This window comes from Geobacillus sp. JS12, from assembly GCF_001592395.1.
In the GTDB taxonomy this organism is placed as follows: Bacteria; Bacillota; Bacilli; order Bacillales; family Anoxybacillaceae; genus Geobacillus; species Geobacillus zalihae.
Map to the genome: position 1 here is coordinate 1,361,262 of NZ_CP014749.1, position 25,279 is coordinate 1,386,540.

Sequence of the window (25,279 nt, forward strand, 5' to 3'; positions counted from 1 at the left end):
AATAAAGAAAAGTCAGTTTATTTTTTAGCCTCATATGATGGAATGACTCAAGCCATTTTCTATAATATGGAATGTGTTGACTTCTTTCGGTATTCCGAAGGTGTAAGCCCTTCCATTTTTTCGAATTGTGTAACAAAGTAATCCACGCTCCCAAATCCTACTTTCTCCGCCACTTCATAGATGCGCAAATTCGTCGTCCGCAGAAGCTTCTTTGCCTGCCCAATGCGCAGCTGCAACAAAAACTCTTTAAAATAGAAACCATATGTTTTTTTGAACAGTTGGCCTAAATAAACGGGGTTCATATAAAATTGTTTAGCAATGCTTTTTAGGCTGATATTTTCCGTATAATGCTCCTCAATATATCTCTTTATTTTATGAATTTCACATAGTGAAAGCGGCTTCCTTTGTTCTTCCACTACCCAGCAACATTCCACCGCAAAATCCATCACCCTTTTCCTCAATTCTTCCAAACGGAAAGGATAGTCTTGACATTCTAGCACTCGGGGCAAAGTCGTCAGTTGTTCCTCACACGCTCCTGCTCGTTTGACGAGCTGAAGCGCTTTCTGTACGAAATAAAGAATAAACGTCTGCACAGCCTCAGCGGACAAGCGGCGAACACGAAACTGGACGAACAGATCTTTTATGGCGGTCATCAGCTGCTCCAGCCGCGCCTCTTCTATATACTCCACCAATGTTTGGCATTGTCCATCATCAACGCTAGGATAAGAAAGCGTGATTTCTTTTACCTGTTCATAAAAAACGATTCTCTCGTCGTTGACGTATTTATAACGCAACGCTTCACCTGCTTCCCGAATCCGTTCTTGAAGACAATCAGCAGGCGACGAAAAAGCGCTAACATAAATCGTCACATCAAGTGAAACGTTCACGAATTGCTCAGCGAATCGGTATAGATTATGACATATCTCCTCCTTGTCATCCCCAATAAACAACAGCCCATATCGCTGCCTTCCGTGCTCATAGATTGGGAAATGAATCGGCTGTTTGACAACGCGATGATAAATCTCCTTAATTTTAGTTTTGTAGGCGGCATCGGCAGCTAGATGAACCATATCGGCCTTGCTGTTGATCTCGATGATCGCATAACCCGAAAGTATAGATGAAGAGACTCCCCAATCTCCCATTTCCCTGAGACTTGTCCCCTTTTTTCCTGTAACCCATTCATAAAACAAAAACTCAGCTTGCTGCTTCTTTCTCGTTTCCTTCTCCTGATTCAATACTTCCGCTATTCTTGATAACGACTGTTCAAACTCTCTTTTATCAATCGGTTTTAATAAAAAGTCGCAAACCCCATATTTAATCGATTGCTGCGCGTAGAAAAAGTCATTGTATCCGCTGACTACAATAAACTTCGTTCCTGTTTGTCCGCTTCGGGATACCCTCTGAATCAATTCAAGCCCATCAATTCCTGGCATCCGAATATCTGTCACGATAAGGTCGGGACGCAACTTCGCTGCCTCACGGAGCGCCTGCTCCCCATTATCCGCCTCCCCACAAATTCGATATCCGCATCCTTCCCAATCAATCAACGTTTTCATGCCTTCCCGCACAAACATTTCATCATCGACTAACATGACTTTATGCATCCCGATCCCCCCTTTTTCCTTCCAAACGATAGTCCTTGCTTTTTTAGAAACATGTCTGTTCCTTCAAGCAGCTGGGTGTTATTTCATTTCCCCCAATCAAAGCCAATCGCCTTCAAAAACGCTCTTGCTAGAATCATATGTCCCGCAACAGACGGATGAACGCGATCCCAAGCCAATGCCGCCGGATAAAGAGTCTTTAATACCTCGTTAAAAGCAGCCTGGGTATCAACGAATATACTGTTTGTCTCTTCGGCAATTTGTTTGACAACGAGACCGTACTCGTCCATGGTCCGGCGCATCGGATCGTGCTCATTCCCTTCGATATAAAACGGGGTCATAAGGATGATTCCCGTAACGTGCGGCTTCGTCTCCATCACAAGGCTGCGGAGCGTTTCTTCGTACTCATCCACGTACACATGTTTTTCTTTAATGAATGGTAAATCGTACTGCCGCCAAACATCGTTAATCCCAATCATGATTGATACCCAGTCCGGCTTTTGGGCAATCACATCCTCCTGCCATCTTGCTTTCAAATCCCGAACCGTATTGCCGCTGATTCCTTTATTGACAACCCGAATCCCAAGTTCCGGATAAACGGCTTGCAAAAGACCGTCAATATAAGATACATATCCTGTACCTAACGCGCCGAATAATCCTTCCCCCTCTGGCTTGGCGCGATCGCAGTCCGTTATCGAGTCGCCAATAAACAACAGCTTTTGCCCTTTGCAAAGTATCATTTTTCTTTCCTCCTTCAACGATTACAAGAAATGAAAAAGTGGTTTTTCCGAGATAAAATACACAGGAATGGACGGAAACATGGCTCTTAGCTTCTCAGCCAAGTATCTCATACCGGGCTCCTCACTTTCTGCATGCCCTAACACTACCAATACGTTTTGCCTCCCTTGCTGTACGGCGTCTCGAACGTATTCCGGCGTTTCCCATTCAGGTCCTTCCCCATAAATGATGGCATCAAGCTTCTCTTTTTCAAACAACGGAATCGCCAAAGATCCGTGGCCACGATATCCGGCCAGCAGCGCCACACGCGTACAAAAGGCCGAGACATCCCCCGCAATCCTTATAATTGAAATGCCTAGTCTTTCCTTTATTTTGCTGACCATCTCCGTAGCCGCCATCCTAGGGATTGTCAAAATCGCAGCAGTCGGTTCGTATTTAGAAACATACGACTCCCACCCCAAAGCACGGACTAAACCATCCACAATCCCGTCAGGCTGGTAGCGATGCCAATAGTCATGAAAACGATAAATTGCAATGCCTGATTCACGGATTAGGCGAACTTTTTCTTGATACACCGGGTCGTTTTTTACCGTTTCATCATGGTCAACGTGACTATAAAACAACCCTTCATGAGTAATGAGAAGATTGGCCCCCATTCGGACAGCTTGCTCAATGACGCGATACGTAGGCATGAAACTGACGGCGATCCCCCTCACCTCCGTGCCCGGATCCCCATATTTAAGCGTATCTACTGTAGAGGAAAGGCGCTCTGCACCGGCTGTCAATCGTTCCATCACCGTTTGAACCGTAACAGTCATCGCTTTATTCCTTTCTGAAATTTGAATTCCTTCAATCGCTTCAGTCCACTAAGTATGTTTATCCTTTAAACTAATTTTATAAAGAATCTTTTAAATTTTCAAGAGTCCTCCCACTCTAGGCAGGACATCAATCCTTATCTTGCCAGAATTCATCCTTCCACACCCATCGACGTCATGGTTCATGTTCCTCTTCCTTCAAAGGTTGGTAGCTGAATAAGCCCTCCTCCGTCTTGACTCCTTTCTGAAAAACCGTCCTAGTAGATCCCGCTCCTTCTCCTTGGCATGAAGCGGCGGATCAACAGAGCGGATTGGACATGAAAATGGCTGCTTCTGTTTTGCCAATAATAAAAAAACTTAGTATATTTAATTGATAAACCAAGTTGGTGTTGTTAAAATAAAATCAGGTCAACCTCTCAACAACCATCGGTCTTCTCGCGCAATCCGGCATCTGTCTCGCAAAGTTGACCACTACAAAGAAAGGAAGTGGTAAGCGCTTTCTATTGTTCATGTCGTTTTGCGATGAATAATCACTATAGTAATAGTAAGGAGGAGACCCAATCGTGTGGAAACAATCACGGAAAGCGATGATCGTTGGATTCTCGTTTATGCTGCTACTTCCTTTAGGGATGACGAATGCATTGGCAAAAACGGAGCCATCGTACGCTAAAAAGCCGCGAATCAGCGCATTGCACGCCCCGCAATTGGATCAGCGCTACAAAGATTCATTCACTATTGGGGCGGCCGTTGAACCTTATCAGCTGCAAAATGAAAAAGACGTACAAATGCTAAAGCGCCACTTCAACAGCATTGTTGCCGAGAACGTAATGAAACCGATCAGCATTCAACCTGAGGAAGGAAAATTCAATTTTGAACAAGCGGATCGAATTGTGAAGTTCGCTAAGGCAAATGGCATGGATATTCGTTTCCATACACTCGTTTGGCACAGCCAAGTACCTCAATGGTTCTTTCTTGACAAGGAAGGCAAGCCAATGGTTAATGAAACAGATCCAGTGAAACGTGAACAAAATAAACAACTGCTGTTAAAACGACTTGAAACTCATATTAAAACGATCGTCGAGCGGTACAAACATGACATTAAGTACTGGGACGTTGTAAATGAGGTTGTGGGGGACGACGGAAAACTGCGCAATTCTCCATGGTATCAAATCGCCGGCATCGATTATATTAAAGTGGCATTCCAAGCAGCTAGAAAATATGGCGGAGACAACATTAAGCTTTACATGAATGATTACAATACAGAAGTCGAACCGAAGCGAACCGCTCTTTACAATTTAGTCAAACAACTGAAAGAAGAGGGTGTTCCGATCGACGGCATCGGCCATCAATCCCACATCCAAATCGGCTGGCCTTCTGAAGCAGAAATCGAGAAAACGATTAACATGTTCGCCGCTCTCGGTTTAGACAACCAAATCACTGAGCTTGATGTGAGCATGTACGGTTGGCCGCCGCGCGCTTACCCGACGTATGACGCCATTCCAAAACAAAAGTTTTTGGATCAGGCAGCGCGCTATGATCGTTTGTTCAAACTGTATGAAAAGTTGAGCGATAAAATTAGCAACGTCACCTTCTGGGGCATCGCCGACAATCATACGTGGCTCGACAGCCGTGCGGATGTGTACTATGACGCCAACGGGAATGTTGTGGTTGACCCGAACGCTCCGTACGCAAAAGTGGAAAAAGGGAAAGGAAAAGATGCGCCGTTCGTTTTTGGACCGGATTACAAAGTCAAACCCGCATATTGGGCTATTATCGACCACAAATAGACAGCCAAAAGCACATCGGTGTCTCTAGCAAGGAAGAGGATGTCTCAACAGCAACGAGGCATCCCCTTTCTATATATACCGTATTGAACGAATTCACTTCTATATCCGGTGTTTCATCGAGAGGACAGACATCCTTTTAAGCCAGCCCTTTTTGATCGCTTGTGTTGACAACTCCTTAGTCCGCTTCAGCTTCTTTTAAGCCATAATGGACCTTTTTCTATATTTACTCTTAAGGGAAAGTGTTCATATCACCCCCCTTGTTTCCTGACCTCCAGCCTTTCCTCTGTTTTGCGAAATACACGCAATGCGCCGCTCATCACCACCAAGGCGAGCGAACTGATGCTGAAAAACGGGATCAGCCCCGGAATATACATCAATAAGACGAACAAGACCCCAACACTCATCAGCATCACGAGCGTCATGAGTGGATTGGCCATTCCAATGAGAAAGGCATATTTGATATATTGCCAAAAGCGCAATTCGTAATGCACATAGATCGGAAATACATATAAAAGCGTCACTGTATAAAAAATGAAAATGATCAGCAAAGCAACAGAAAACGGAAATCTCCATTCTATTGGCACGTGGGCGAGGTATAAAAGATCGATATAGAAAATATACGCTGCCGCCATCAACAAAAGCCCAATCCGGTTCGCCCGCCAAAATTCATCTTTATACGTGAGAACGAATGTTTTCAGTACTGGAACATCGTGATCGTGAAAGAGAAGCCACTTCCTTACGATCGTAAACAGCGCCACCGTCGCCGGCGCAATGCCGAGAATGACAAGTCCAAGGACGGTAAAGACAAACCATAATAGATTGATATATGCAAGTCTTGTAATCCATTCACAAGCCCGATACAACTTTCCATCCAGCAAGCCGGTGCGCATAATTCATCCACCTTTTCTTGTTTTTTACCAGTATATCATAAGTTAAAAAAAGAGGGAGGCTTTGTTTACCCTCCCTTCAAACTCCGGCATAAGCCAAAAAGCCGCCGTCAACAGGAACAGTCGTTCCAGTGACAAATCCGCTCATTTGATCATCCACAAGCCAAAGCAGCGTCCCCAGCAAGTCTTCCGGCTTGCCGAGCCGCCGCATCGGTGTATGCATCAAAATTTTTTTCGTCCGCTCTGTATACGATCCGTCAGGATGTTTCAAAAGATGTTCATTTTGTTTCGTCAAAAAGAATCCCGGGGCAATCGCATTGACGCGAACCCCGATCTCAGCGACATGCACAGCCAGCCATTTCGTGAAGTTTTCAATTCCCGCTTTAGCCGCACTGTACGCCGGCACTTTCGTCATCGGCCGCGGAGCGCTCATCGAGGAAATATTGATGATGGTTCCCCCTCTTCCTATCATCTGTTTAAGAAAATGCTGCGTCGGGATGATCGTCCCAAGAATATTTAAATCAAAAACATAGGAAAACCCTTCTGTCGTCAAGTCGAAAAACGTTGTAATGTCTTGATTCTCTAGATCCTGCAACTCGAGTATTTCCTTTGTCGTAATGCCTTGCGGATGGTTTCCGCCTGCCCCATTAATCAGGACATCGCACGGCCCGTAAACGTCCGCTACCATTTCTGCCGCCTGTTTGACGCGTTCGACATCCAGAACATCGCACGAAATGGCCAGCGCCTCACCTCCTCGCTCTTCAATTTCATTCTTGATTCTTTCAGCTTTCTCGAGCGTTCGGTTTAAAATCGCCACTTTCATTCCTTGGCGGGCCAGTTCTTTCGCCATGCAGCTACATAATACCCCACCCCCGCCCGTTACAACCGCTACCTTGCCTTTTAAACTTGGATGGATCGGGAGCATGCCTTCTCACCTTCCTGCTTCTTTTTTTCATTCTCCAAACTATCCCAAATGCCCAGCAAGTACATAATGCCAAGCGCCCGATCGTACAACCCGTAACCAGGACGAGCTTGTTCCCCCCAAATCATTCGGCCGTGATCTGGTCGAATGTACCCTTGAAAATTAGCTTCATGCAACGCTTTCATGATCTCGCATATATTCAACGAACCGTCACAACTGCGATGAGACGTTTCCTCAAAATCGCCGTTCGCGTGAATTTCGACATTCCGTACATGAGCAAATGGCACTCGTCCCATTCGCAAAAAATGGCGGAAAATGTCCGGAACATCGTTGGCCGGATTGGCTCCAAGCGAACCGGAGCATAATGTCAACCCGTTCGCAGGGCTGTTGACCATATGAACGATTCGATCCAAATTCTCCTTATTGGTCGCAATCCGCGGCAATCCGAACACCGACCAGGGCGGATCATCAGGATGGAGAGCCATCCGAACGCCACACTCTTCCGCTACTGGAACGATTTGTTCCAAAAAGTAACGCAAATGATCAAATAGATCCTCTTCTGTTACCCCTTTATACAGCGAAAAAAGAGGCTTGATTGTTTTCAAACGTTCCGGTTCCCATCCCGGAAGCAAAAACCCGTTCGCTCCGCTTTCAATGCGGCGGATCATTTCCTCCGGATCGATTTGTTCAATCTTTTGTTTCTCATAGGCGAGCACCGTCGATCCATCAGGCCGCCTTTTGGCTAAATCGGAACGGGTCCAGTCAAAAATCGGCATAAAGTTGTAACAAATCACTTTCACTCCTGCTTTCGCCAAGTTGCGAATCGTCTGTTTATAGTTTTCAATATATCGATCTCGCGAGGGCAAACCGAGTTTAATATCTTCGTGGACGTTGACGCTCTCAATGACTTCAAGATGAAATCCTTTTTCATTTACCTGCCGTTTGAGTTCCAATATATCATCAAGCGTCCATACTTCACCGACTGGAATATGATATAGAGCTCCAACGATTCCTTCAACTCCTGGAATTTGCCGAATATGATCTAATGAAACAGTATCATGTTCCTTTCCGAACCAGCGAAACGTCATTTTCATTCTGATCTCATCCCCCACTCACGCCGACTTGAAAGTATTGTTTCGCGTTGAAGTAACATACATCTTGAACGATTTTCCCTAAAAAATCATAGTCTTGCGGCACCTCTCCTTTTTCAATCCATGAACCGATCAAATTGCATACAATTCTGCGAAAATACTCGTGGCGTACATAAGACACAAAACTCCTTGAATCGGTCAACATTCCGACAAACGTGCTGAACACACCGACATTGGCAAGATCCGTCAAGTGTCTGATGATGCCATCTTGATGATCATTGAACCACCAAGCTGAGCCAAATTGAACTTTCCCTTTTACTCCTTCTGATTGAAAATTGCCGACCGTTGAGGCGACAATATAGTTATAAGCGGGGTTTAATGTGTACACAATCGTTTTTGGCAGTTGATCGCGACGCTCTAGCTCATTAAGAAAGGCATTTAACGGCTGGGCAAGGAAAAAGTCATGAATCGAATCATATCCTGTATTCGGACCAAGACGCCGGAACATCTTTTCATTTGTATTTCGAATCGAACCGATGTGCAGCTGCATCACCCAACCAAGTGAGTGGTACAATCGGGCTAAGAAGCATAAAGTGAAAGTTTTATATTTTTCCTCCTCCTCACGGCTGAGGACAAATCCATTTTTTCGTTTTTGAAAAATATCGTTTGCTTCCTTCCAACCGCATTCTGAATACGGCATCGATTCTAAGCCGTGATCAGCCATCCGGCATCCTTTCTCGTGAAAATAACGCACTCGGCTTTCAATGGCTTGCAGCAGCTGATTGTAATCATGAATCGGCAGGCCAGCTGCTTCCCCTAGCTTTCCCACATAGTCTAAAAACGAAGGGCGGTTGATTTCAATGACTGCATCAGGACGAAAAGACGGAACAATCTTTACTAGAAATGATGGATCTTGGGCAATTGCTTGATGATCAGCTAAATCATCGAGCGGATCGTCCGTTGTCCCAATCCACTCCACATTAGATTTGACCATGAAAGAGCGGGCTGAGAATCCTTCCTGTCTCAATAAATCATTGCAATGATTCCAAATTTCACGCCACGTCCGCTCATTCAGAAGGGCATCCACTTGAAAATAGCGTTTTAACTCTAAATGCGTCCAATGATAGAGTGGATTCCCGATGCAATACGGCACCGTTTTCGCCCATGCTTGAAACTTTTCCTCAGGGGAAGCGTTTCCTGTAATATATTTTTCTTCGACTCCCAGCGCCCGCATCGCCCGCCATTTGTAATGATCCCCCTCGAGCCAAAGCTCCGTCATATCATGAAACCGCCGGTCTTCCGCAATCTCTTTTGCGCTCAAATGGCAGTGATAATCAATAATCGGCAACGATTTCGCATAGTCATGGTATAACACTTCAGCATGCTTGTTTTGCAACAAAAAATTTTCATGAATGAACGGCTGCACACTGTCTCCCTCCCGCAAAGCGAAACTTCCAACAACTTATACAAAATAATGAGGATACTGCCTTTTTAGTACGTCTTTTTCAATTTCGACAAGCCGCAAATGTTCTTCCATCACCTGACGCACTTTCTCTGCCTCTTTATTCGCAATTAACCGATAAATTTGCTTGTGATGGGAAATAATAATGTCCCAATCAAGATCGGATGATAGTCTCAGTACACGCAAACGATTGAAATGACTGTTTAAACTTTGCACCATTTTCCACGAGCGCGACATTCGGCAGCCATCGTAAATGAGCTGATGGAACTTTTCATCAAGCTCAAACAACTCAAGAAAATTTCCTTTTTCGGCACACAACTCTTGCATCGCAATATTCTTCTCCATTTCAAATAGATGATCTTGACGCAATTTCGTACAAGCTAAAACGGCCACTTCTTTCTCGACAACCTCGCGGATAAAGCGCCCTTCCTCCACATGTTCCAAGTTGATGCGCGAAACAATGGTTCCGCTTTGCGGAATAATATCAAGCAATTCTTCTTGCGCCAGTTTGAGAAATGCTTCCCGCACCGGGGTGCGGCTAATATGCAATTGCTCCGCGATTTCCTTTTCGGAAATTTTTGTTCCTGGTTCCAACTCAAGGCGCAAAATCTTTTCCTTTAGCATCTCGTACAACTGGTCGCGCGCTGAACCCCTGACAGAACTTTTAATTTGTTGGCTTTGTTGGGCAGTAAAGATCACCGTGCGATTCCCCTTTTTCTTATATACTAGTATGGCAGTGAGAAAGTACATCCATGATCATGTGTTTTCTTCCAATGTAGGAAAGAACATATTTCCTGTCAAATTTCTCAGCGATTCATTCACCCGCATTCTCTCCCCTCACCTTGTGCACAATCGACATCCATTGAGCTGCCCGTTCGGCAATAATCTTCCACTGATCGCTTTCCAATGCCCCTTCAACCTTCACTAACGAGTTCCCGACACCGATGGCATCCACTCCCGCTTTTATATACTCTCCAGCCGTTTTCAGATTGATTCCTCCAGTTGCGATGAGGGGATGTGGGGAGCGGCTCCTTTATGCTTCGAATATAGTTTGGCCCAAACACATGAGCAGGAAATACTTTCACCATATCAGCCCCGTGCTGAAAAGCATTCACAATTTCGGTCGGCGTCAATCCTCCTGCGATACTGACAACGCGATTTTGTTTTGCCGCCTGAATCACATCAATAGAAAGGAAGGGAGAAACGATAAACCGCGCCCCAGCTGAAATCGCCCTCTGTGCTGTTTCAGCGTCCAGCACCGTTCCCGCACCGATCAACATATCTTTCAGTTCCCTTGCAGCCTTTTCCAACGCGGCCAAAGCCCCAGCTGTTTCCATCGTAATTTCCATGATTGGAATGCCTCCCTGCCGCAAAGCCAATGACAGCGGAAGAACAGTATCAACCGTCGCACCGCGGACGACTGGAATGATGCCAATCTCTCGAATCATTTGGACTGCCTTCATGTAGGTTCATCTCCTTTATCGCGTAACATCTTCCCGTCGCTGATTTATCAAGCGCTCGACGTCATCGCGTTCCGGCATGCCATCAGCATCCCCCTCGACCATTGTCACAAGCGCGCCGACTGCATTCGCTCGCTGCACCGCTTCTGTTAAACGAAGTCCTTCAAGCAGTCCGGATAGCAGCCCAGCGGCAAACCCATCCCCAGCACCGACAGGGTCGATTACCCTTTCAACAGGAAACCCTGGAACATACTCATGATGCGCATTCGTAAAATAATGCGCCCCATTTGCGCCTAGTTTAATGACAACGAGCGAAGCGCCCATGCCAAGCAGCCGGCTTCCCCATTCCTCAACCGATTGTTTTCCGAATAAAAACGATGCCTCAGCTTCTCCGGGCAGAACCACATCTGATTCAGCTGCCATGTGAAGCATCACTTCCTTGGCCCGATCCGCTTCATTCCATAGTTTCAACCGCAAATTCGGATCAAAAACGATTTTCACCCCGTGACGACGAGCGATCGCCATGGCGGCAAAGATCATCTCACGACAATTCTCGCTTAACGCCGGAGTGATTCCCGTAATATGCAAATACTTTGCCTCCGCGATATATTTCTCATCCAAGTCGGCAGGCGTCAGCCTGCTCGCCGCTGATCCTTTGCGATAGTAATATACCCGCGTATCGTTTAGACGTCTTTGTTCCTTAAAGTAAATGCCGGTCGGCGCTTCCGCATCCATTTTTACCCGGCTGACATCCACTCCCTCACCTTTCAGGAAAGACAAAATCGCCTTTCCAAACTCATCGCTTCCGACCTTGCTGATCCATCCTACACGATGGCCTAATCGAGCAAGGCCGACAGCGACGTTGGATTCCGCTCCGCCAATCCGCATAGTAAAGGTGGTCGCCTGTCTCATCAAGCCGACACTTGTTGGTGTAAATACGGCCATCGATTCGCCAATGGTGACTACGTCCATCTCGTCCCTCCAAAACCATTTTGGTAATCTTTCATGAAGAATACGATGTTATTTCACCATCATCTAAGCCGACATATGTGCTTGTCTCATCTCGAACTTGCTCAATCTCGATTAATGTCACCTCGTTTTTTGATAGGACAATAGATAAATGAATCACACCGTCCGTTGCCCGTCTCTGCTCCGTCATCACATGAGGCTGCGCCACTTGACGCAACGTTTCCACCGCTTGACGGCTTGGAAAACGGGGACGCCCCATCTGTTTCCAAACTCTCCACGCGTTCCCGTACTGCTCATTGACGATTTGCCGCTTGATAAAAACAGCGGAAAATGAAACTGGAATCACCAGCTGCACTTCTTTTGTCAATCCTTCTCCTTTTTCCATCACTAAATTCCAAAGCACTGCGGCAATCGATCCATCTTTCCGCCTTGTCACAATCATCTCTCCGTCACGATACAACAGTTCGTCGCCTAGAACATTAAAGAATGTAAACGCATGAAATGTCGGTTTGGGAATCGAGTGAAGCGCAACTAGACCGAACCCACCGTGAAACAACGCCTTCGGAACGTCCATTTCTTCAAACACATCACTGAACGTCCAATACGAAAACGAGTCGACGTAATCTCCCCCTCACTTAAAATACGGGCAATGTATGCTGCATTGATCGCCGTATCATGAACCGGGTTGATGGGGCTGTACGATGTATTATATTCGGTAATATGCAATGGCAAATGCGGAAACGGAGACTGGCGAATCAAGGCGCGCACCGTTTTGAATTGCTCCAACATATCTTCTGGCGGCTCAAGCTCTTGATAGTAATATTCAAACGTTTTCTTATGCGGCGCCTTCGATGTATAGGCATGGCGGCTGACAAAATCAACAGGCACCCTCCGTTCGGCGCAAAAGTGGAGAAAATCCGTAATCCATTCATCGCTTCCTCCGCAAATGGCCGGTCCCCAACTTGCAAATGAGGATCAACGCTTTTTACCGCTCGGGCTGTCACCTCGTACAGCTTAAAATACTCCTGTTTGTTGGCATCTTTCCAGAAGTTCACTAAATTAGGTTCATTCCATACTTCAAACAGCCATGTCCGCACTTCCTCAATCCCGTATCGCTCAATGAAATGGGAAACGACCGCTACGATGAGATCACGCCACTTGTTATAATCTTTCGGGGGTGTAACGTTGCCTTTCCAATAAAAAACTGTTTGGTCTCCCGAAGCAAGCGCTTTTGGCATAAATCCAAATTCAATAAACGGCCGGATATTCAACGCTAAATACGAATCAACAATCCGGTCGATGTACGTAAAGTTATAAAACGGCTTCATTTCCCCATCGATTTCGACTTCTCGATAAATTCCGACATCATCGGAAAGCAAGCCATGACCGCGGATGTATCGAAACCCTATTTTCTCTTGCACGAGTTTCAAGTGATCCAAATACTCCTTTTGCAAAGCAAGGCCGAGCCGCCCGGTGCCAACGCAAAATTTCCAATTCTTTTTAAACTTCTCCCTCCCGTTGCTTGGCACGTTTACAACCTTCATGCTCCTCTCCCCTATTCACCGATAAATTTTCCGCCCGTATTGGTCGTCTATTCCTGACTTCCGGTAAAAGTACGTATTGATGACATCTCGCCATTCTTTAGCATGTTCCACTTGGATCGTCAATCGTTCCAATACATCATGATACCGTTTTTCGTCGATTTTCCCTTTCAGTTGTTCCCATCGTTTCCGCAGCTGTTTCGCCTGCTCAACCCCTTCAAAATGAGTATTGTAAATATGTTGAATGACCGTTTCCCCTGAATGCAGCCGATGAGTGTACGGAACGTGATGGAAAAACAAGAGCAGCTCATCCGGACAAGTGTCGAGCGACTCATACATCGCTGCATTTTCCGGAAAGTATTGCGCCGTATATCCTGTTCCCGTAGCAACCGTCCGGTCAACACCGATCCCGTCGCGGTCGGCATAATGGTACGTCCCCAATGCGAATATTCATAGCCATCCACATTAGGACCATAATGGTGCCCTGGGTTCACCATCCAGCCGACGCCAAGCGGAGAGGTGTAGTTTTCATAAATTCTCCACGAAGATAGAAGCATCCAACTGATCGTCTCGACGACTTGTGAATCGTCCCCAAACGTTTGCACAACCCATTCGTTAGCAATTTCTTCGGCAGACAAATCCGGATTCCAAGCGAGCCGCCCAAATCCATACAAGTTTGCTTGGGCCAACGTATGCCCAGTCCAGTTTGGGTCACTGCCAATATTAGATACCCCTGCGATCCCGCTGTATCGATAGTCAAATAGCGATCCATCAATTATCTTTTTTACTTCCGACCCTTTTCCCTTGGCATACGTATCAAAATCAAGCACCTCTTTCCACTGTGGAATCAAGAAGCATAAATGTTTTTGCTGTCCCGTATATTCCTGAGTGATTTGAACCTCCATCATTTGATTGGTTTTCGGCATAGCGCCAAATAACGGAGAAACCGGCTCCCTTACTTGAAAATCCATTGGACCGTTTTTAATTTGCAAGATGACATTCTCCCGAAACTGTCCATCCAATGGCTTAAAGTGATCATATGCTGCCTTTGCCCGATCGGTCGTCCGATCACGCCAATCTTGCTGGCAGTTATAGACAAAGCATCTCCAAATGACGAGCCCCCCAAACGGCGCTAACGCTTCCGCCAACATATTTGCCCCTTCCGCGTGATCGCGCCCATACGTAAAGGGGCCAGGGCGGAACTCGGAATCCGCCTTGACTACAAAGCCGCCAAAATCAGGAATATATTGATAAATGCGTTTAACCGTTTCGTTCCACCACCGTCGCACCTCGGGGTCAAGTGGATCTGCTGTTGGAAGCCCTCCTACCTCAATGGGGCTTGCGTAGTTGATGCTCAAAAACGTTTTGATTCCGTAGGTTCGGAAGATATCCGCTACTTCCGCCACGTCAGGCAAAAAGTGATCGGTGATGAGTTTCGTTTCTGTTTTGTGTACGTTGACATTGTTGATGGAGATGGCGTTAATGCCCACAGAAGCCAGCAATCGTGCATAATCTTTTATCCGTTGGTTTTGTTTCACAAATTGGCCATCGGCAAAGAAAATCGACCGTCCAGCATATCCGCGCTCAATGCTGCCATCCATATTGTCCCAATGATTGATCATGCGCAACCGGTTTTTTGGCTGCTCGATGATGGACAGTTGGGCGATGTTCTCACCCATTTGCAATAATCGGAGGAAATGAAAGACACCATACAACACACCAGCATCTGTTTTCCCAATAATGTAGATACGGAACGGTCCATCGTCGACATCCGATCGAATCACATACCCTTCCGGATGAACAAGTGTTCCCTCTAATGGCCGCTTGAACTCTTCATCTTCAAGCGTCCCAAGCCAAATCGAATTAGCTGTTTCATTTACTTCCTGCACCACTTGCGGCTCAATCTCCATCATCGAACGAAGCCCTTTTTGGAGTTCTTCCACGGCTGCTTGAAAAATGGGGGATGTTCTTTTCGCTACAATCTCCTCAAACCGCAATCGACTATATTGATCCTTCCGCTCATACCGCAGCCAACAAGGTTCGTATCCCGCCGTCATGTCAATTTCTCCTCCTGTTACTCTTTTTCCGCCCCAACACAATCCCTTTCACAAAAAACTTTTGCACAAACGGATAAACAATCAGCATCGGCAAAGCTGCGATGAAGATTTGTGCCGCCTTCACTGTCCGTTCAGATAAGTTTTTCAATGTTTCTGCATCGACGCTCATTTTCGTAAAATCCTGTTGAACAATAATCGTTTGTAAGAACGTAGATAACGGGTAATGTTTCACATCGGACATATAAATCAACCCGTCAAACCATGAGTTCCAATGAAAAACCATCGTAAAGAGCGAAATCGTCGCAATGGCAGGCACCGAAATCGGCAAATAAATTTTCCAAAAAATAGTAAAATGATTTGCGCCATCCATTAAAGCGGCCTCTTCAAGCGATTTCGGCACCGAAGTGCGGAAAAAGTTCACCAGCAAAATTAAGTTAAAGGCGCTGACAGCTGGCGGTAAAATCAACGCCCAAATCGTATCTGTCAATCCGAGCTTCGTCACCACCATATAAGTCGGAACGAGACCGCCATGGAACAACATCGTAAACACGAAAAACCACATGTAGAGCTTCCGACCGCGAAAGGCGTCATCGCTTTTGGACAGCGGATAGGCAGCGCATAACATGGCTCCCATGGAAATGACTGTTCCCAATACAACACGCAAAAACGAATTCCAAAGGGAACGCAAAAAATTTTCATTCCCAATCGTTTTCTCATAAGCGTCCAACGTAAAGTCAACGGGCCACAGTCCGACCAGATTAGCGGTCGCCGCTGCACTGCCGCTGAATGAGACAGCTAAAATATGGATGAGAGGCAAAAGGCAAAGAACGGCAATGATCGTTAAAAGAGCATAGTTAAACACCGTGAATAGTTTATAAGACAAGCTTTTTTGGTAGTGATGATGCATAGACCTCCCCTCCCTTAGAAGATTTTATAGTTGGCATACTTATAAGCGAGACGATACCCTGTGACCACGAGAATAAAACTGATGACGGATTTAAACAATCCAACGGCTGTCGCATAACTAAAATCCCCGTTCAAAAGGCCGACACGGTAAACATACGTATCGATGATATCACCCGTTTTGTAAACAAGCGGATTGTACAAGTTTAAAATTTGATCAAATCCGGCATTTAAAATGTTTCCGAGCGACAACGTTCCAACCACAATGATGATCGGCAACATGGAAGGCAATGTGATGTAAATGGTTTGTTGCCACCTGTTGGCTCCATCCACGATAGCCGCTTCATACAACGACGGGTTAATGGAAGTAAGGGCAGCTAAAAATACAATCGTGTTAAATCCGCATTCTTTCCACACATCTGTAACGACAACAACGGTACGAAACCAATCGTTATCTCCGAGGAAGAAAATAGGCTTAACACCGAATATTGATAAAAAACGGTTAACAATCCCCCCTTCAGGAGAAAGCATGTCAATCAAGATCCCGCCCAGAATCACCCATGACAAAAAGTGCGGCAAATACACGATCGTTTGAACCGTCCGCTTAAACTTCATCACGTATACTTCATTGAGAAGCAACGCAAACGCCAAAGGCACACCGAGGTTAAAGATGATTTTTAATGTTGAAATGACCAATGTGTTCCAGATTACTTGACGAGCGTCTTCATATTCAAACATCGTTCTAAAATGCTCGAGACCAACCCAAGGAGAACGCAAAAAGCCAAGCCAAGGCTCATAATCTTGAAAAGCCATGACCAGTCCGAGCATCGGAACATATTGAAAAATCAACACAATGATGAGGGCAGGAAGCAACATAACATGCAACTGCCACGTTCCTCTTCTTTTCTGAACTCTCTTTGCTTCCACCGCTGTTGTTTGTCCTTTGACATCGACGGCCGACTGCATACCCGTTTCCTCCTTTCGGCGTCATCTCTTGAAAAAACAGGTGCGGACATCGATGTAAATTCTCTTTCACGATTCACCCCTGTCCGCACCCCACCGTCGTTGAAACGTTACTTTTCTCCTTTTACCGATTGATACCATTCATTCACTTCTTTTGTAATTTCTTTGCCCCCAGATTCTTCCCATTTTTTCACAAAATCATCAAAGGCGCTCAGTGGCGCCCGTCCGTAAATGATGTTGGCAAACGTTTCACGTTCCATTTTCGTCAAAAACTCTCCGCGTTTTTGCATCGTTTTAGTGGGCGGGCCTGTAAACTCGTTTTCAATGCGGTATTGATTTTGTTGGTTGACGATTGTAGCCGCTTTCATAAACGACTCACCTAAAGATACAATTCGTGTATACTCATAGGCGTTTTTCGGCTGACGCTTCGTTGTATACAACTCCTCGACTAGATCATACAGCATGTACGGAACGGTCGGAATGGCTTCCGTAATGAAATAAGCCCCTGGATCCAATCTTCCTCCTGGAATTTCCTTGTCATCATAAACGGGCTTGCCGTTCTTCATCACATAGTCATAACCTTCCGCCAACCCGTATTTAAAATATTTCGAGTCATTATACACATAGGCGTATGCTTCATCTAAGTATTGGAAGAATTTATCCATATGTTTAAAGTCTTTGCTGAACAAAAACATGCCTGTAACCAATCCCTCGCCACGCCGGCCGATTTTGCCATCCGGACCACTCGGCAGTGGGTATGGTTCCACAACGGCTCCCGGATTATTTTTCAACGCATCTGCGATTGGCCATCCAGCAGCCCAAGGAGGAGCAGAAATGATTCCCGATTTTCCAGCGACAAAGCTTTTGATCGCCGTCTGTTCGTCTAAAATGCCAACTTCTTTGTCCAAGTATCCTTTTTGATACCATTCATTCAGCTTAGCCAACGCTTTTTTCATAGACGGCTGTACCGATCCATAGACAAGTTTCCCATCTTCGCCTTTTGACCATGAACCAGGTTCATAGTTGCCATAAGCACCGAAAATAAAGCTTCCGTCGGCCAACCAAGTCGCCAATCCGTTTTTGCTGGCCAGCGTCAAGCCAATCGTATCCTTTTTCCCATTGCCGTCAGGGTCTTTGTTGACAAACGCGTCCATGATTTTCTCGAGATCTTCGATTGTTTTAGGCGGCTGAAGACCTAACTTATCAAGCCAATCTTTGCGAATCCAAAGCAAGGAGTCAGAACCATTGCCTCCAGAGAACCGCGGAATTCCGTAGCGCTTTCCATCGACAGTCGCCGGATAAAACGCTTCCGGAAATTGCTCATAAATCTTTTTCAATCTCGGTGACGCATATTTCTCAATCGCTTCGTCGACCGGCATCACTTTTCCGGAACGAATTAAATCATTGATCAACTGCCCGTCTGACACTTTAAATACGTCAGGCAGTTTCTGTCCGGATGATAAAGCTAAGCGAATTTTATTGTGATACTGTTCATCGTTTGGAGCTGTCCACAGTGTTTTCCATTTAATCCCCAATTCTTTTTCCGACCATCGTGTGATAGGATTGTTGTTCAAATCCTCTCCCTCTCGAAATTTCGTATCATCCTTTAATGTGCGGACAGTTGTAATGGTTACAACGCCATTTTTCTCTTTTGAATCTCCAGACCCACTGGACGAAGAAGATTGACTGTCCGTACATCCCGCAAGCATTCCAACCGCCAATGCAGTTGCGGTTAAAGCCGCAAACGCTTTTTTTAGCATGTTTCTCCCTCCAATCCTATTGTCTCAAAATCCCCCTTGGTTGCCATCACATTCTTTTTGATAAAGAAAACATAACGATTCCCTGTCTCAATCCCCCTTTCAAGGTTTTATTGGGAAAGCGATTTCAGATCATTGCACCCCAACTCCTCACCGCTCTACAAACATTCTAGTATACTAGTTTGAAACGACGCATCCTACAAAATGGCTGTAATGCCGCCCTCATGATTCCAGACAAACAGAAGAATGAATTCTCGATTGACATCCCTGTTCATATAGTCAAAATGTCAATCAGCTTCATGATTTGCCGTTTGTTTTTCTTCTACTAGTATAACTAGTATACTAGTTCTACCTTCTATTATAATGAAAAGTTCACTTACATTCAATACTTTTCTGAAATCTTTTAATTATTTGCGAAGAGAGGAGCTCTTATTTTCCGCTCCCTCTTCGCCGCGACGTGAAGCAATATCATCAGACACTCACTGCCCGCCAAAAAGCTGGTTTCGGTTTATGCTGTTCATCGAACAAAAGCGGCCAGTTTTTTCTCCCCTGCACTGGAAAGTTATCGAGCCATGTATGGTCATCAGCAATTCCCCAAAATGTGACACTTTGAATAACATCGCGATACTCCTTAAACAAAGCGAAAATTTGCCCATACCGCTCTGCTTGCTGTTCGATCATTTCGTTCGTCGGGACAGCCAAATCGGTTCGACGATCGTGAAATTCAAACATGGATACATCGAGTTCCGTAATATGAAGAACAACGCCAAGTGACGCATATCGTTCAATGGCCGCACGAATTTCATCCAACGATGGGTGGGTCAAACTCCAATGCGCTTGCATCCCGATGCCATGAATCGGAATGCCTTTGTCACGCAGCGATTTGACAAGTGCAAAAATTTTTTCTCTCTTTTCCGGAAAACATTCATTATAGTCATTGTAAAAAAGCAGTGCATCTGGGTCAGCTTCATAAGCATAGAGAAATGCTTGTTCCATAAAATCGTCCCCGATGATTTGTCGCCACTTCGAAGGCCTCAACAACTCGTCTCCTTCGTCGGCTACCGCTTCGTTGACGACATCCCAACAATATATTTTTCCCTTGTATCGCCGTACAACAGTTGAAATGTGACATTTCATCCGCTCAAGCAACACATCCCGACTGACGAAATGGCCTTGACCATCTTGAAACACCCAATCCGGAGTCTGGTTGTGCCATACAAGTGTGTGCCCTCGAACCGCCATTCGGTGCGAACAAGCAAAATCAACAATCCGATCCGCTTCCTGAAAGGTAAATTTCCCTTCTTCCGGCTGAAGATGCTCAAACTTCATATGGTTCTCTGCCGTAATACTGTTGACATGATCGATCAACAACTGTTTTTGCATCTCAATTGTCACAGGATTGACCGCCGCCCCGATGCGGAAATCATTCGCGAATACATCGCGGAGGGAGGGGAGGGAGCTGTTCATCTTCATTCCCCCTCCTCCAACCATAAAATGCTCGTCACGCCGCGCGGGTAGTATTTGCTGCCGCTGATTTCGCCAGCGATAATTTGGTCGCTCCAACTCCAAATGGAGAGCGTCGGATGCGTGAGCCACGCAACATGAGCCGCATCAGCTCGTTTTCCTTGTTCATCCCATTCCCACCCTAAAATGCGGCGGGCAATAAACTGGCATAAGTAAATTTTGCTCAACCACGAGTTGTTGCTTGTCGAGGAAATTTTCCATCCCCCGTCCGGGAATAGGCAAATTCCTTCCCGCAACACATATTGCAAATGTTGTCGCAGTGCACGAATATAGTCTCCAAAACGTCCTTCTTCTCTTAACGCCTCATGGCAGTTCGTAAAGTAAGGAAACACAAGCCCCTCAATAGCCGGAATGATTTTCGAGTCATTTCCTTCTCCCATCACGGCTGGGATATACCCGTCCTCCGTCACGTGACTGACAATCGTCGCGGCGCATTTTTCCGCCTGCTCCCTTGCCAATGCAGCCAGTTCTTCTTTGCCGACATCGCGGAACAACTTTTCGAGCGCCACATAGGCAGCCCAACATTTTCCTGCCAAATATAAATTGTTGCGCGCCTGGCCGAGGGAAACATCCAAACTATCATACGTTGTGATTTCCGCTCCACCCATGGTGCGGGTGCTGTCAAGCCCCATCACGCCGTTCCGCTTTTCTGGATCCGGATGATCGCGGCGCACCATGCTTTCGAGACATTGTTCCAAGATCGTAAGCCGCCGGTCGCGCCATGCCCAGTCTTTCGTTTGTTCGATGTATACCGCCGCGCAAAGCACCCAGTTGACGAGCTGTTCGTGCGTCATATGTGAAAAGCAGCCGCTGATTCCGTATAGCTCATATGACGAGTAATGCGGACGCGAGAACGTGTTGGCGACTCCCATATCATGAGTGAAGCTGATGCCGCCGGGATATTCCGTCTCATCTCCTGGGAAACGGACACGATCCTCATAGCTGTAGCGCTCGACATAGAAGTCAAGCACATTTTTCACCGTCCACGGATTCATTTTCAACTCAAAAAAGAGCTGGTCGACGGTGAGATCAAACGTATTCATCATCCGGTACTCGCCTTCATTGACGACCCAAATCGGCTTTCCTTCATGCTCAAGCAGTTGTGTATTGCCATAGTAGCTGCGGATCGCGTGCGCCATCATAAACTTTTGATCATCGGAGAGCCATTCTTTTTCAATGAGTTCATTCGAACGGAACGCCTGCTCCTTTAACACCTCGGCCTGCTCTAACGCATAAAGACCGACTTCTTCGATATTACGGAAGAAACGGGTGTAAAAATAAGAGGAATCCATTCCCGCCGTCACACAACCTCCACGATAGAAGCAAACAGCAAATTGATACGTTTTCTTTTCTCCCGCCGGCACATCAACGATTAACGCACCGACTTTCCCAAGCCCAAACGTCCAGTTTTCTTCGAGAGTCGCCGTTAAGATATCCTCCATGCTAAAATGCAGCGCTGAGCGAACACCCTCATCCTTGGATACAATGCCCAAAATCCGCCCTTGACCGACCCCTCGCAACTGCGGGCATGTATCATCGATACGCCGCATGGAAGTATACGGGTCGGTGCCTTCGAATCCGAAAAACGCCCGTCGTGTTCTTGTTCCGTTCGTGTTATCGATCGTCATCTCGACAATGACAGCTGGGACCAACGCCAACTTGAGTTCTTCCTCGGCCGCTGTTTCGGGATCAGGCACCGCCTTTACCGGCGAATAAACCGTAAACGTTAAATCCCCAGCTTTCCATGTATCCGTTGCCACACAGAATTCGCGCTTGATCTCCTCTTTCGCAAACGGGATGAGAATGTTTGGTTTTTGCGGATTCGGATCAGGATTTTCAATGTCATATCGTTTGCTTTCATCCTCGCCTGTTGTTTCCGCGAATGGAAGGATATGATACAGCCCCGGCTCATGCGGCGACTCAACGCCAATAAAGACATTTTGCCGCGGCGGTCGGGCGAGTTCCAAGTCCAGTCCTCCGCTTTTTCCTGGGAATCCTAGCGTAAAGCTGGCAAACGCCCCAACCGGCGAGTGATGGGCGTTGAAAAATACATTGGTTGGCATGAATAGCTCACTCTCCCCTTTTCTTACTATGCATGCGATCAATCATCAGAGCATCAGAGAACTGCTACTTTTTCATCTGCTTCCAGCTTGCAGCTCCAACAATTCGCTGACCGTGACCAATTTGTAACCTTGCGAATACAATTCGGATACGAGTATATTGACAGCCTCGATCGTTTGTGAACGATCTCCGAATCCGTCATGAAAGAGCAAGATGCTCCCGTTTTTTATATGGGGGCGACTCTTCCGAACAATATAGTCAACGCCCGGTTGTTCCCAGTCTCGGGCATCCGTATTGAGCGCACCGATCATTTGGTAGCCGAAATGGTTGCACATCGAAACAACAGTTGCATTGTAGTCAAGATAAGGAGGACGGAAAATCGTGGGCTTCGCTCCAGTCATCTCGGTAATGATGGCATCCGTCCACTCCATTTCTCTCAAAGCCTCATCTTCCGTTAGAGAAGTCAGGTTAGCGTGAGAATACGTATGATTGCCAATTTCATGCCCTTGCGCCTTGACCATCTTTACAACTTCCGGATGCTTCTCCATCTGGCTTCCGATCATAAAAAAGGTCGCTTTTCCAGATGCCTTCTCCAATATCTCCAACACTTTCAATGTATAAACCGGATTCGGTCCATCATCAAACGTCAGGGCGACCAATCTGTGCGGCGTCTCTACATGTTCAATCATTCCTCTATCTTTCCTCCATTGATTCAAATGATGCCAAACCGATAGACCGTCGTTGATGCTCGCTCTTGGCCAGCTGGCAATACGATCGACGGAAACTGCGGATGATGAACCGCATCCGGCAGCCCTTGCGTTTCGAGGCAAACACCGAGATATTTCCGCGACGGCACGCCGCCCAAATCCAGCCCCTCCGGCAATTGGTTTGACGTATACACGACGACGCCGACCTCATCCGTCTCCACCGTCAGCACCCGCCCACTCTCCGGATCGGAAAGCACAATCTCTTTGTCATGATGCCGATCGAGCCAAAACGGATGGTCATAGCCCCCGCCAACGAGTTCAATTTGCGGATGCCCGGATTCGACCGCCTCCCAGATCGCCTTTCCTTGCCGCAAGTCAAACGGCGTGCCGGCGACATCCAAGACGCGGCCTGTCGGAATCATCTCCTCATTCAACTCGAGCACACGCGAGCTTTGGATCGTCAGCGTGTGGTCCAATATATCGCGCTTGCCGTTGCCGCTTAGGTTAAAATACGTATGGTTCGTCAAATTGAGCAAAGTTGTTTTGTCCGAACGAGCCCGGTGTGTGACGGTCCATTCGTTGTCATTGTTCAGCCAATATTCCACTTGAACATGAACCGTTCCCGGGTACCCTTCCTCCCCGTCCGGGCTCGTGTACGAAAAGACGACCCCCACCGCACCGTCGCGCTGGACGGGCTCGGCCTGCCACAGCACACGATGGAATCCGCTCGGACCGCCGTGCAAGTGGTTGTTGTGTTCGTTTTTCGCCAGTTGATATGTGATTCCATCAAGTTCGAAGCTCGCCCCGCGAATGCGCCCCGCCACCCGGCCGATCACGGCGCCGAAATAAGGGGCGTTCTCAACATACGGTTCAAATCGTCCAAACCCGAGCACGACATTTTCGATGTTGCCGTTCCGGTCGGGAACGCGGAGGTCCGTCACGATGCAGCCGTAGTTTGTCGTGGACAGTTCCATGCCGTGTTCATTTGTCAACGTAAATAAAAGAACATCTTTTTCGTTGAAACAAGACCATGTTTCTTTCCTAATCCGCAACCTCTCTCCCCTCTCCAACGATGGAAAAAGCAACGATTTGATTATTTTCATCATACTATATTTGTTTAGTTTGTATATAACACAAACAAACTTAACCACAATCACATATGACATCATCCTTTTACCGAACCGGCAACCAATCCTTCAATAATTCGATCGCTCAAGAATAAGTACACAATCAAAATCGGCAAAATGCTGATCACCAAAGTCGCGCCGATGGCCCCCCAGTCGGTGAGATATTGGCCGACAAAATTATTGACTCCGACTGTGATCGTTTTCCATTTTTCCGAACTAATGAACGTGTTGACAAACACAAACTCATTCCAATTGTAAATCATGTTGATAATAGCTGTAGTCGCAAGAACAGGCGCTGTCATCGGCAATGTGATGCGGAAAAAAATGCGATGAACAGAGCACCCGTCCATTACCGCCGCTTCTTCGATTTCGCGCGGCAACGACTGATAAAATCCTAGCAAAATCATAATCGTAATCGGCAAGTTAAAGGTCGTATACGAAAGGATGATCGAAACGGGGTTATCAATCAAGTTCATTTTATTATAAATATTAAACAACGGAATGAGCGTCGAATGAAGCGGGATCATGTAAGCGATCATAAACAGGGCCAATACAACACCTTTGAATTTCCACTCCATTCTGGTCAAGGCGAACGTGACAAAACTGGCTAAAATCAAAGTCAATACAACAGCGACGATCGTATACCAGACACTATTGAAAAAGTATTGGTTGATCCCTCCATCAAACCAAGCATTTATATAATTTTCCCATCGCGGAGATTTCGGCAAAGCGAACGGAGACATTCCAAATACTTCCTGATTCGTCTTCAACGACAATAAGAATAACCATACTAACGGATATAATTGAAGAAGCGCTACGACAACCAAGATAAAGTAAAGAATTCCCATTGCGATTTGTCGTAAAGGAGAACGAGGCTTGGAATCTAAGATTTTCTTTTCTTTCATGG

General features: G+C 46.3%; 19 protein-coding genes and 2 pseudogenes. 1 reads left to right on the forward strand and 20 read right to left on the reverse strand.

Translation table 11 applies throughout. From position 1 onward, the window contains the following. Positions 1-59 precede the first annotated feature (59 nt). The 3 genes from A0V43_RS06720 to A0V43_RS06730 form a co-directional block, all read right to left on the reverse strand. Positions 60-1,604, reverse strand: coding sequence for a response regulator transcription factor (locus A0V43_RS06720; RefSeq protein ID WP_063192692.1), 1,545 nt, complete (start codon positions 1,602-1,604; stop codon positions 60-62). 83 nt (positions 1,605-1,687) lie between these two features. Next, the gene (locus A0V43_RS06725) at positions 1,688-2,341 is read right to left on the reverse strand and encodes an SGNH/GDSL hydrolase family protein (protein ID WP_063192693.1); all 654 of its coding nucleotides are present in this window, start codon (positions 2,339-2,341) and stop codon (positions 1,688-1,690) included. A gap of 21 nt (positions 2,342-2,362) precedes the next feature. After that, complete coding sequence (locus A0V43_RS06730; RefSeq protein ID WP_063192694.1) at positions 2,363-3,157, reverse strand: Nif3-like dinuclear metal center hexameric protein; 795 nt, start codon at positions 3,155-3,157, stop codon at positions 2,363-2,365. A 560-nt stretch (positions 3,158-3,717) separates the two neighbouring features. Between A0V43_RS06730 and A0V43_RS06735 the strand changes: the two genes are divergently transcribed. After that, positions 3,718-4,941: an endo-1,4-beta-xylanase gene (locus tag A0V43_RS06735; RefSeq protein WP_063192695.1), complete on the forward strand. Its 1,224-nt coding sequence runs from the start codon at positions 3,718-3,720 to the stop codon at positions 4,939-4,941. A gap of 248 nt (positions 4,942-5,189) precedes the next feature. Here the strand turns inward: A0V43_RS06735 and A0V43_RS06740 are convergent, their stop codons facing one another. The 17 genes and pseudogenes from A0V43_RS06740 to A0V43_RS06820 form a co-directional block, all read right to left on the reverse strand. Beyond that, positions 5,190-5,831: a YesL family protein gene (locus A0V43_RS06740; RefSeq protein ID WP_063192696.1), complete on the reverse strand. Its 642-nt coding sequence runs from the start codon at positions 5,829-5,831 to the stop codon at positions 5,190-5,192. A gap of 76 nt (positions 5,832-5,907) precedes the next feature. After that, a complete protein-coding gene (locus A0V43_RS06745) occupies positions 5,908-6,753 on the reverse strand; it encodes an SDR family oxidoreductase (RefSeq protein WP_015374970.1) in 846 nt (281 codons plus the stop codon). Beyond that, on the reverse strand, positions 6,729-7,844 hold the full coding sequence (uxuA, locus tag A0V43_RS06750) for a mannonate dehydratase (RefSeq protein ID WP_063192697.1): 1,116 nt from the start codon (positions 7,842-7,844) through the stop codon (positions 6,729-6,731). Before uxuA ends, A0V43_RS06745 begins: the two co-directional genes overlap by 25 nt. Before the next feature lie 7 nt (positions 7,845-7,851). Next, positions 7,852-9,267, reverse strand: a complete 1,416-nt coding sequence (gene uxaC / locus A0V43_RS06755) for a glucuronate isomerase (RefSeq protein WP_063192698.1) — start codon at positions 9,265-9,267, stop codon at positions 7,852-7,854. Between the two features lie 36 nt (positions 9,268-9,303). Next, entirely contained in the window at positions 9,304-10,002 is a 699-nt protein-coding gene (locus A0V43_RS06760; protein ID WP_013145193.1) for a GntR family transcriptional regulator, read from the reverse strand. A 215-nt stretch (positions 10,003-10,217) separates the two neighbouring features. Further along, positions 10,218-10,766: a bifunctional 4-hydroxy-2-oxoglutarate aldolase/2-dehydro-3-deoxy-phosphogluconate aldolase gene (locus tag A0V43_RS06765; RefSeq protein WP_335339935.1), complete on the reverse strand. Its 549-nt coding sequence runs from the start codon at positions 10,764-10,766 to the stop codon at positions 10,218-10,220. A gap of 15 nt (positions 10,767-10,781) precedes the next feature. Then, positions 10,782-11,735: a sugar kinase gene (locus A0V43_RS06770; RefSeq protein WP_063192699.1), complete on the reverse strand. Its 954-nt coding sequence runs from the start codon at positions 11,733-11,735 to the stop codon at positions 10,782-10,784. Between the two features lie 31 nt (positions 11,736-11,766). Next, positions 11,767-13,276 (reverse strand): annotated as a pseudogene (locus tag A0V43_RS06775) (GH39 family glycosyl hydrolase). A 15-nt stretch (positions 13,277-13,291) separates the two neighbouring features. After that, positions 13,292-15,330: pseudogene (locus A0V43_RS06780) on the reverse strand (alpha-glucuronidase family glycosyl hydrolase). A gap of 1 nt (position 15,331) precedes the next feature. Then, positions 15,332-16,237: a carbohydrate ABC transporter permease gene (locus tag A0V43_RS06785; RefSeq protein WP_063192700.1), complete on the reverse strand. Its 906-nt coding sequence runs from the start codon at positions 16,235-16,237 to the stop codon at positions 15,332-15,334. 14 nt (positions 16,238-16,251) lie between these two features. Then, positions 16,252-17,199 (reverse strand): ABC transporter permease, encoded by a 948-nt coding sequence (locus A0V43_RS06790; RefSeq protein ID WP_063192701.1) that lies wholly within the window; start codon positions 17,197-17,199, stop codon positions 16,252-16,254. Between the two features lie 107 nt (positions 17,200-17,306). Further along, positions 17,307-18,956, reverse strand: coding sequence for an extracellular solute-binding protein (locus A0V43_RS06795; protein WP_013145186.1), 1,650 nt, complete (start codon positions 18,954-18,956; stop codon positions 17,307-17,309). A 468-nt stretch (positions 18,957-19,424) separates the two neighbouring features. Further along, positions 19,425-20,420 carry an endo-1,4-beta-xylanase gene (locus A0V43_RS06800; protein WP_063192702.1) on the reverse strand — a complete coding sequence of 332 codons (996 nt, stop codon included), beginning with the start codon at positions 20,418-20,420 and terminating at the stop codon, positions 19,425-19,427. Between the two features lie 2 nt (positions 20,421-20,422). Beyond that, a complete protein-coding gene (locus A0V43_RS06805) occupies positions 20,423-22,540 on the reverse strand; it encodes a glycoside hydrolase family 52 protein (RefSeq protein ID WP_063192703.1) in 2,118 nt (705 codons plus the stop codon). A gap of 72 nt (positions 22,541-22,612) precedes the next feature. After that, positions 22,613-23,227, reverse strand: a complete 615-nt coding sequence (locus tag A0V43_RS06810) for a polysaccharide deacetylase family protein (RefSeq protein ID WP_063192704.1) — start codon at positions 23,225-23,227, stop codon at positions 22,613-22,615. Positions 23,228-23,250: 23 nt separating this feature from the next. Next, positions 23,251-24,297 (reverse strand): aldose epimerase family protein, encoded by a 1,047-nt coding sequence (locus A0V43_RS06815; protein ID WP_063192705.1) that lies wholly within the window; start codon positions 24,295-24,297, stop codon positions 23,251-23,253. A 113-nt stretch (positions 24,298-24,410) separates the two neighbouring features. Further along, complete coding sequence (locus A0V43_RS06820; protein ID WP_015374982.1) at positions 24,411-25,277, reverse strand: carbohydrate ABC transporter permease; 867 nt, start codon at positions 25,275-25,277, stop codon at positions 24,411-24,413. Positions 25,278-25,279 lie beyond the last annotated feature (2 nt).

What these genes read in the sequence shown, in the direction of transcription:
- A0V43_RS06790 (WP_063192701.1), bottom strand. Translation starts at nt 17,199, where the DNA reads ATGCAGTCGGCCGTCGATGTCAAAGGACAAACAACAGCGGTGGAAGCA.
- A0V43_RS06730 (WP_063192694.1), bottom strand. Translation starts at nt 3,157, where the DNA reads ATGACTGTTACGGTTCAAACGGTGATGGAACGATTGACAGCCGGTGCA.
- A0V43_RS06720 (WP_063192692.1), bottom strand. Translation starts at nt 1,604, where the DNA reads ATGCATAAAGTCATGTTAGTCGATGATGAAATGTTTGTGCGGGAAGGC.
- A0V43_RS06745 (WP_015374970.1), bottom strand. Translation starts at nt 6,753, where the DNA reads ATGCTCCCGATCCATCCAAGTTTAAAAGGCAAGGTAGCGGTTGTAACG.
- A0V43_RS06770 (WP_063192699.1), bottom strand. Translation starts at nt 11,735, where the DNA reads ATGGACGTAGTCACCATTGGCGAATCGATGGCCGTATTTACACCAACA.
- A0V43_RS06785 (WP_063192700.1), bottom strand. Translation starts at nt 16,237, where the DNA reads ATGCATCATCACTACCAAAAAAGCTTGTCTTATAAACTATTCACGGTG.
- A0V43_RS06810 (WP_063192704.1), bottom strand. Translation starts at nt 23,227, where the DNA reads ATGATTGAACATGTAGAGACGCCGCACAGATTGGTCGCCCTGACGTTT.
- A0V43_RS06765 (WP_335339935.1), bottom strand. Translation starts at nt 10,766, where the DNA reads ATGAAGGCAGTCCAAATGATTCGAGAGATTGGCATCATTCCAGTCGTC.
- A0V43_RS06800 (WP_063192702.1), bottom strand. Translation starts at nt 20,420, where the DNA reads ATGAACAGCTCCCTCCCCTCCCTCCGCGATGTATTCGCGAATGATTTC.
- A0V43_RS06795 (WP_013145186.1), bottom strand. Translation starts at nt 18,956, where the DNA reads ATGCTAAAAAAAGCGTTTGCGGCTTTAACCGCAACTGCATTGGCGGTT.
- A0V43_RS06725 (WP_063192693.1), bottom strand. Translation starts at nt 2,341, where the DNA reads ATGATACTTTGCAAAGGGCAAAAGCTGTTGTTTATTGGCGACTCGATA.
- A0V43_RS06820 (WP_015374982.1), bottom strand. Translation starts at nt 25,277, where the DNA reads ATGAAAGAAAAGAAAATCTTAGATTCCAAGCCTCGTTCTCCTTTACGA.
- A0V43_RS06805 (WP_063192703.1), bottom strand. Translation starts at nt 22,540, where the DNA reads ATGCCAACCAATGTATTTTTCAACGCCCATCACTCGCCGGTTGGGGCG.
- A0V43_RS06740 (WP_063192696.1), bottom strand. Translation starts at nt 5,831, where the DNA reads ATGCGCACCGGCTTGCTGGATGGAAAGTTGTATCGGGCTTGTGAATGG.
- uxuA (WP_063192697.1), bottom strand. Translation starts at nt 7,844, where the DNA reads ATGAAAATGACGTTTCGCTGGTTCGGAAAGGAACATGATACTGTTTCA.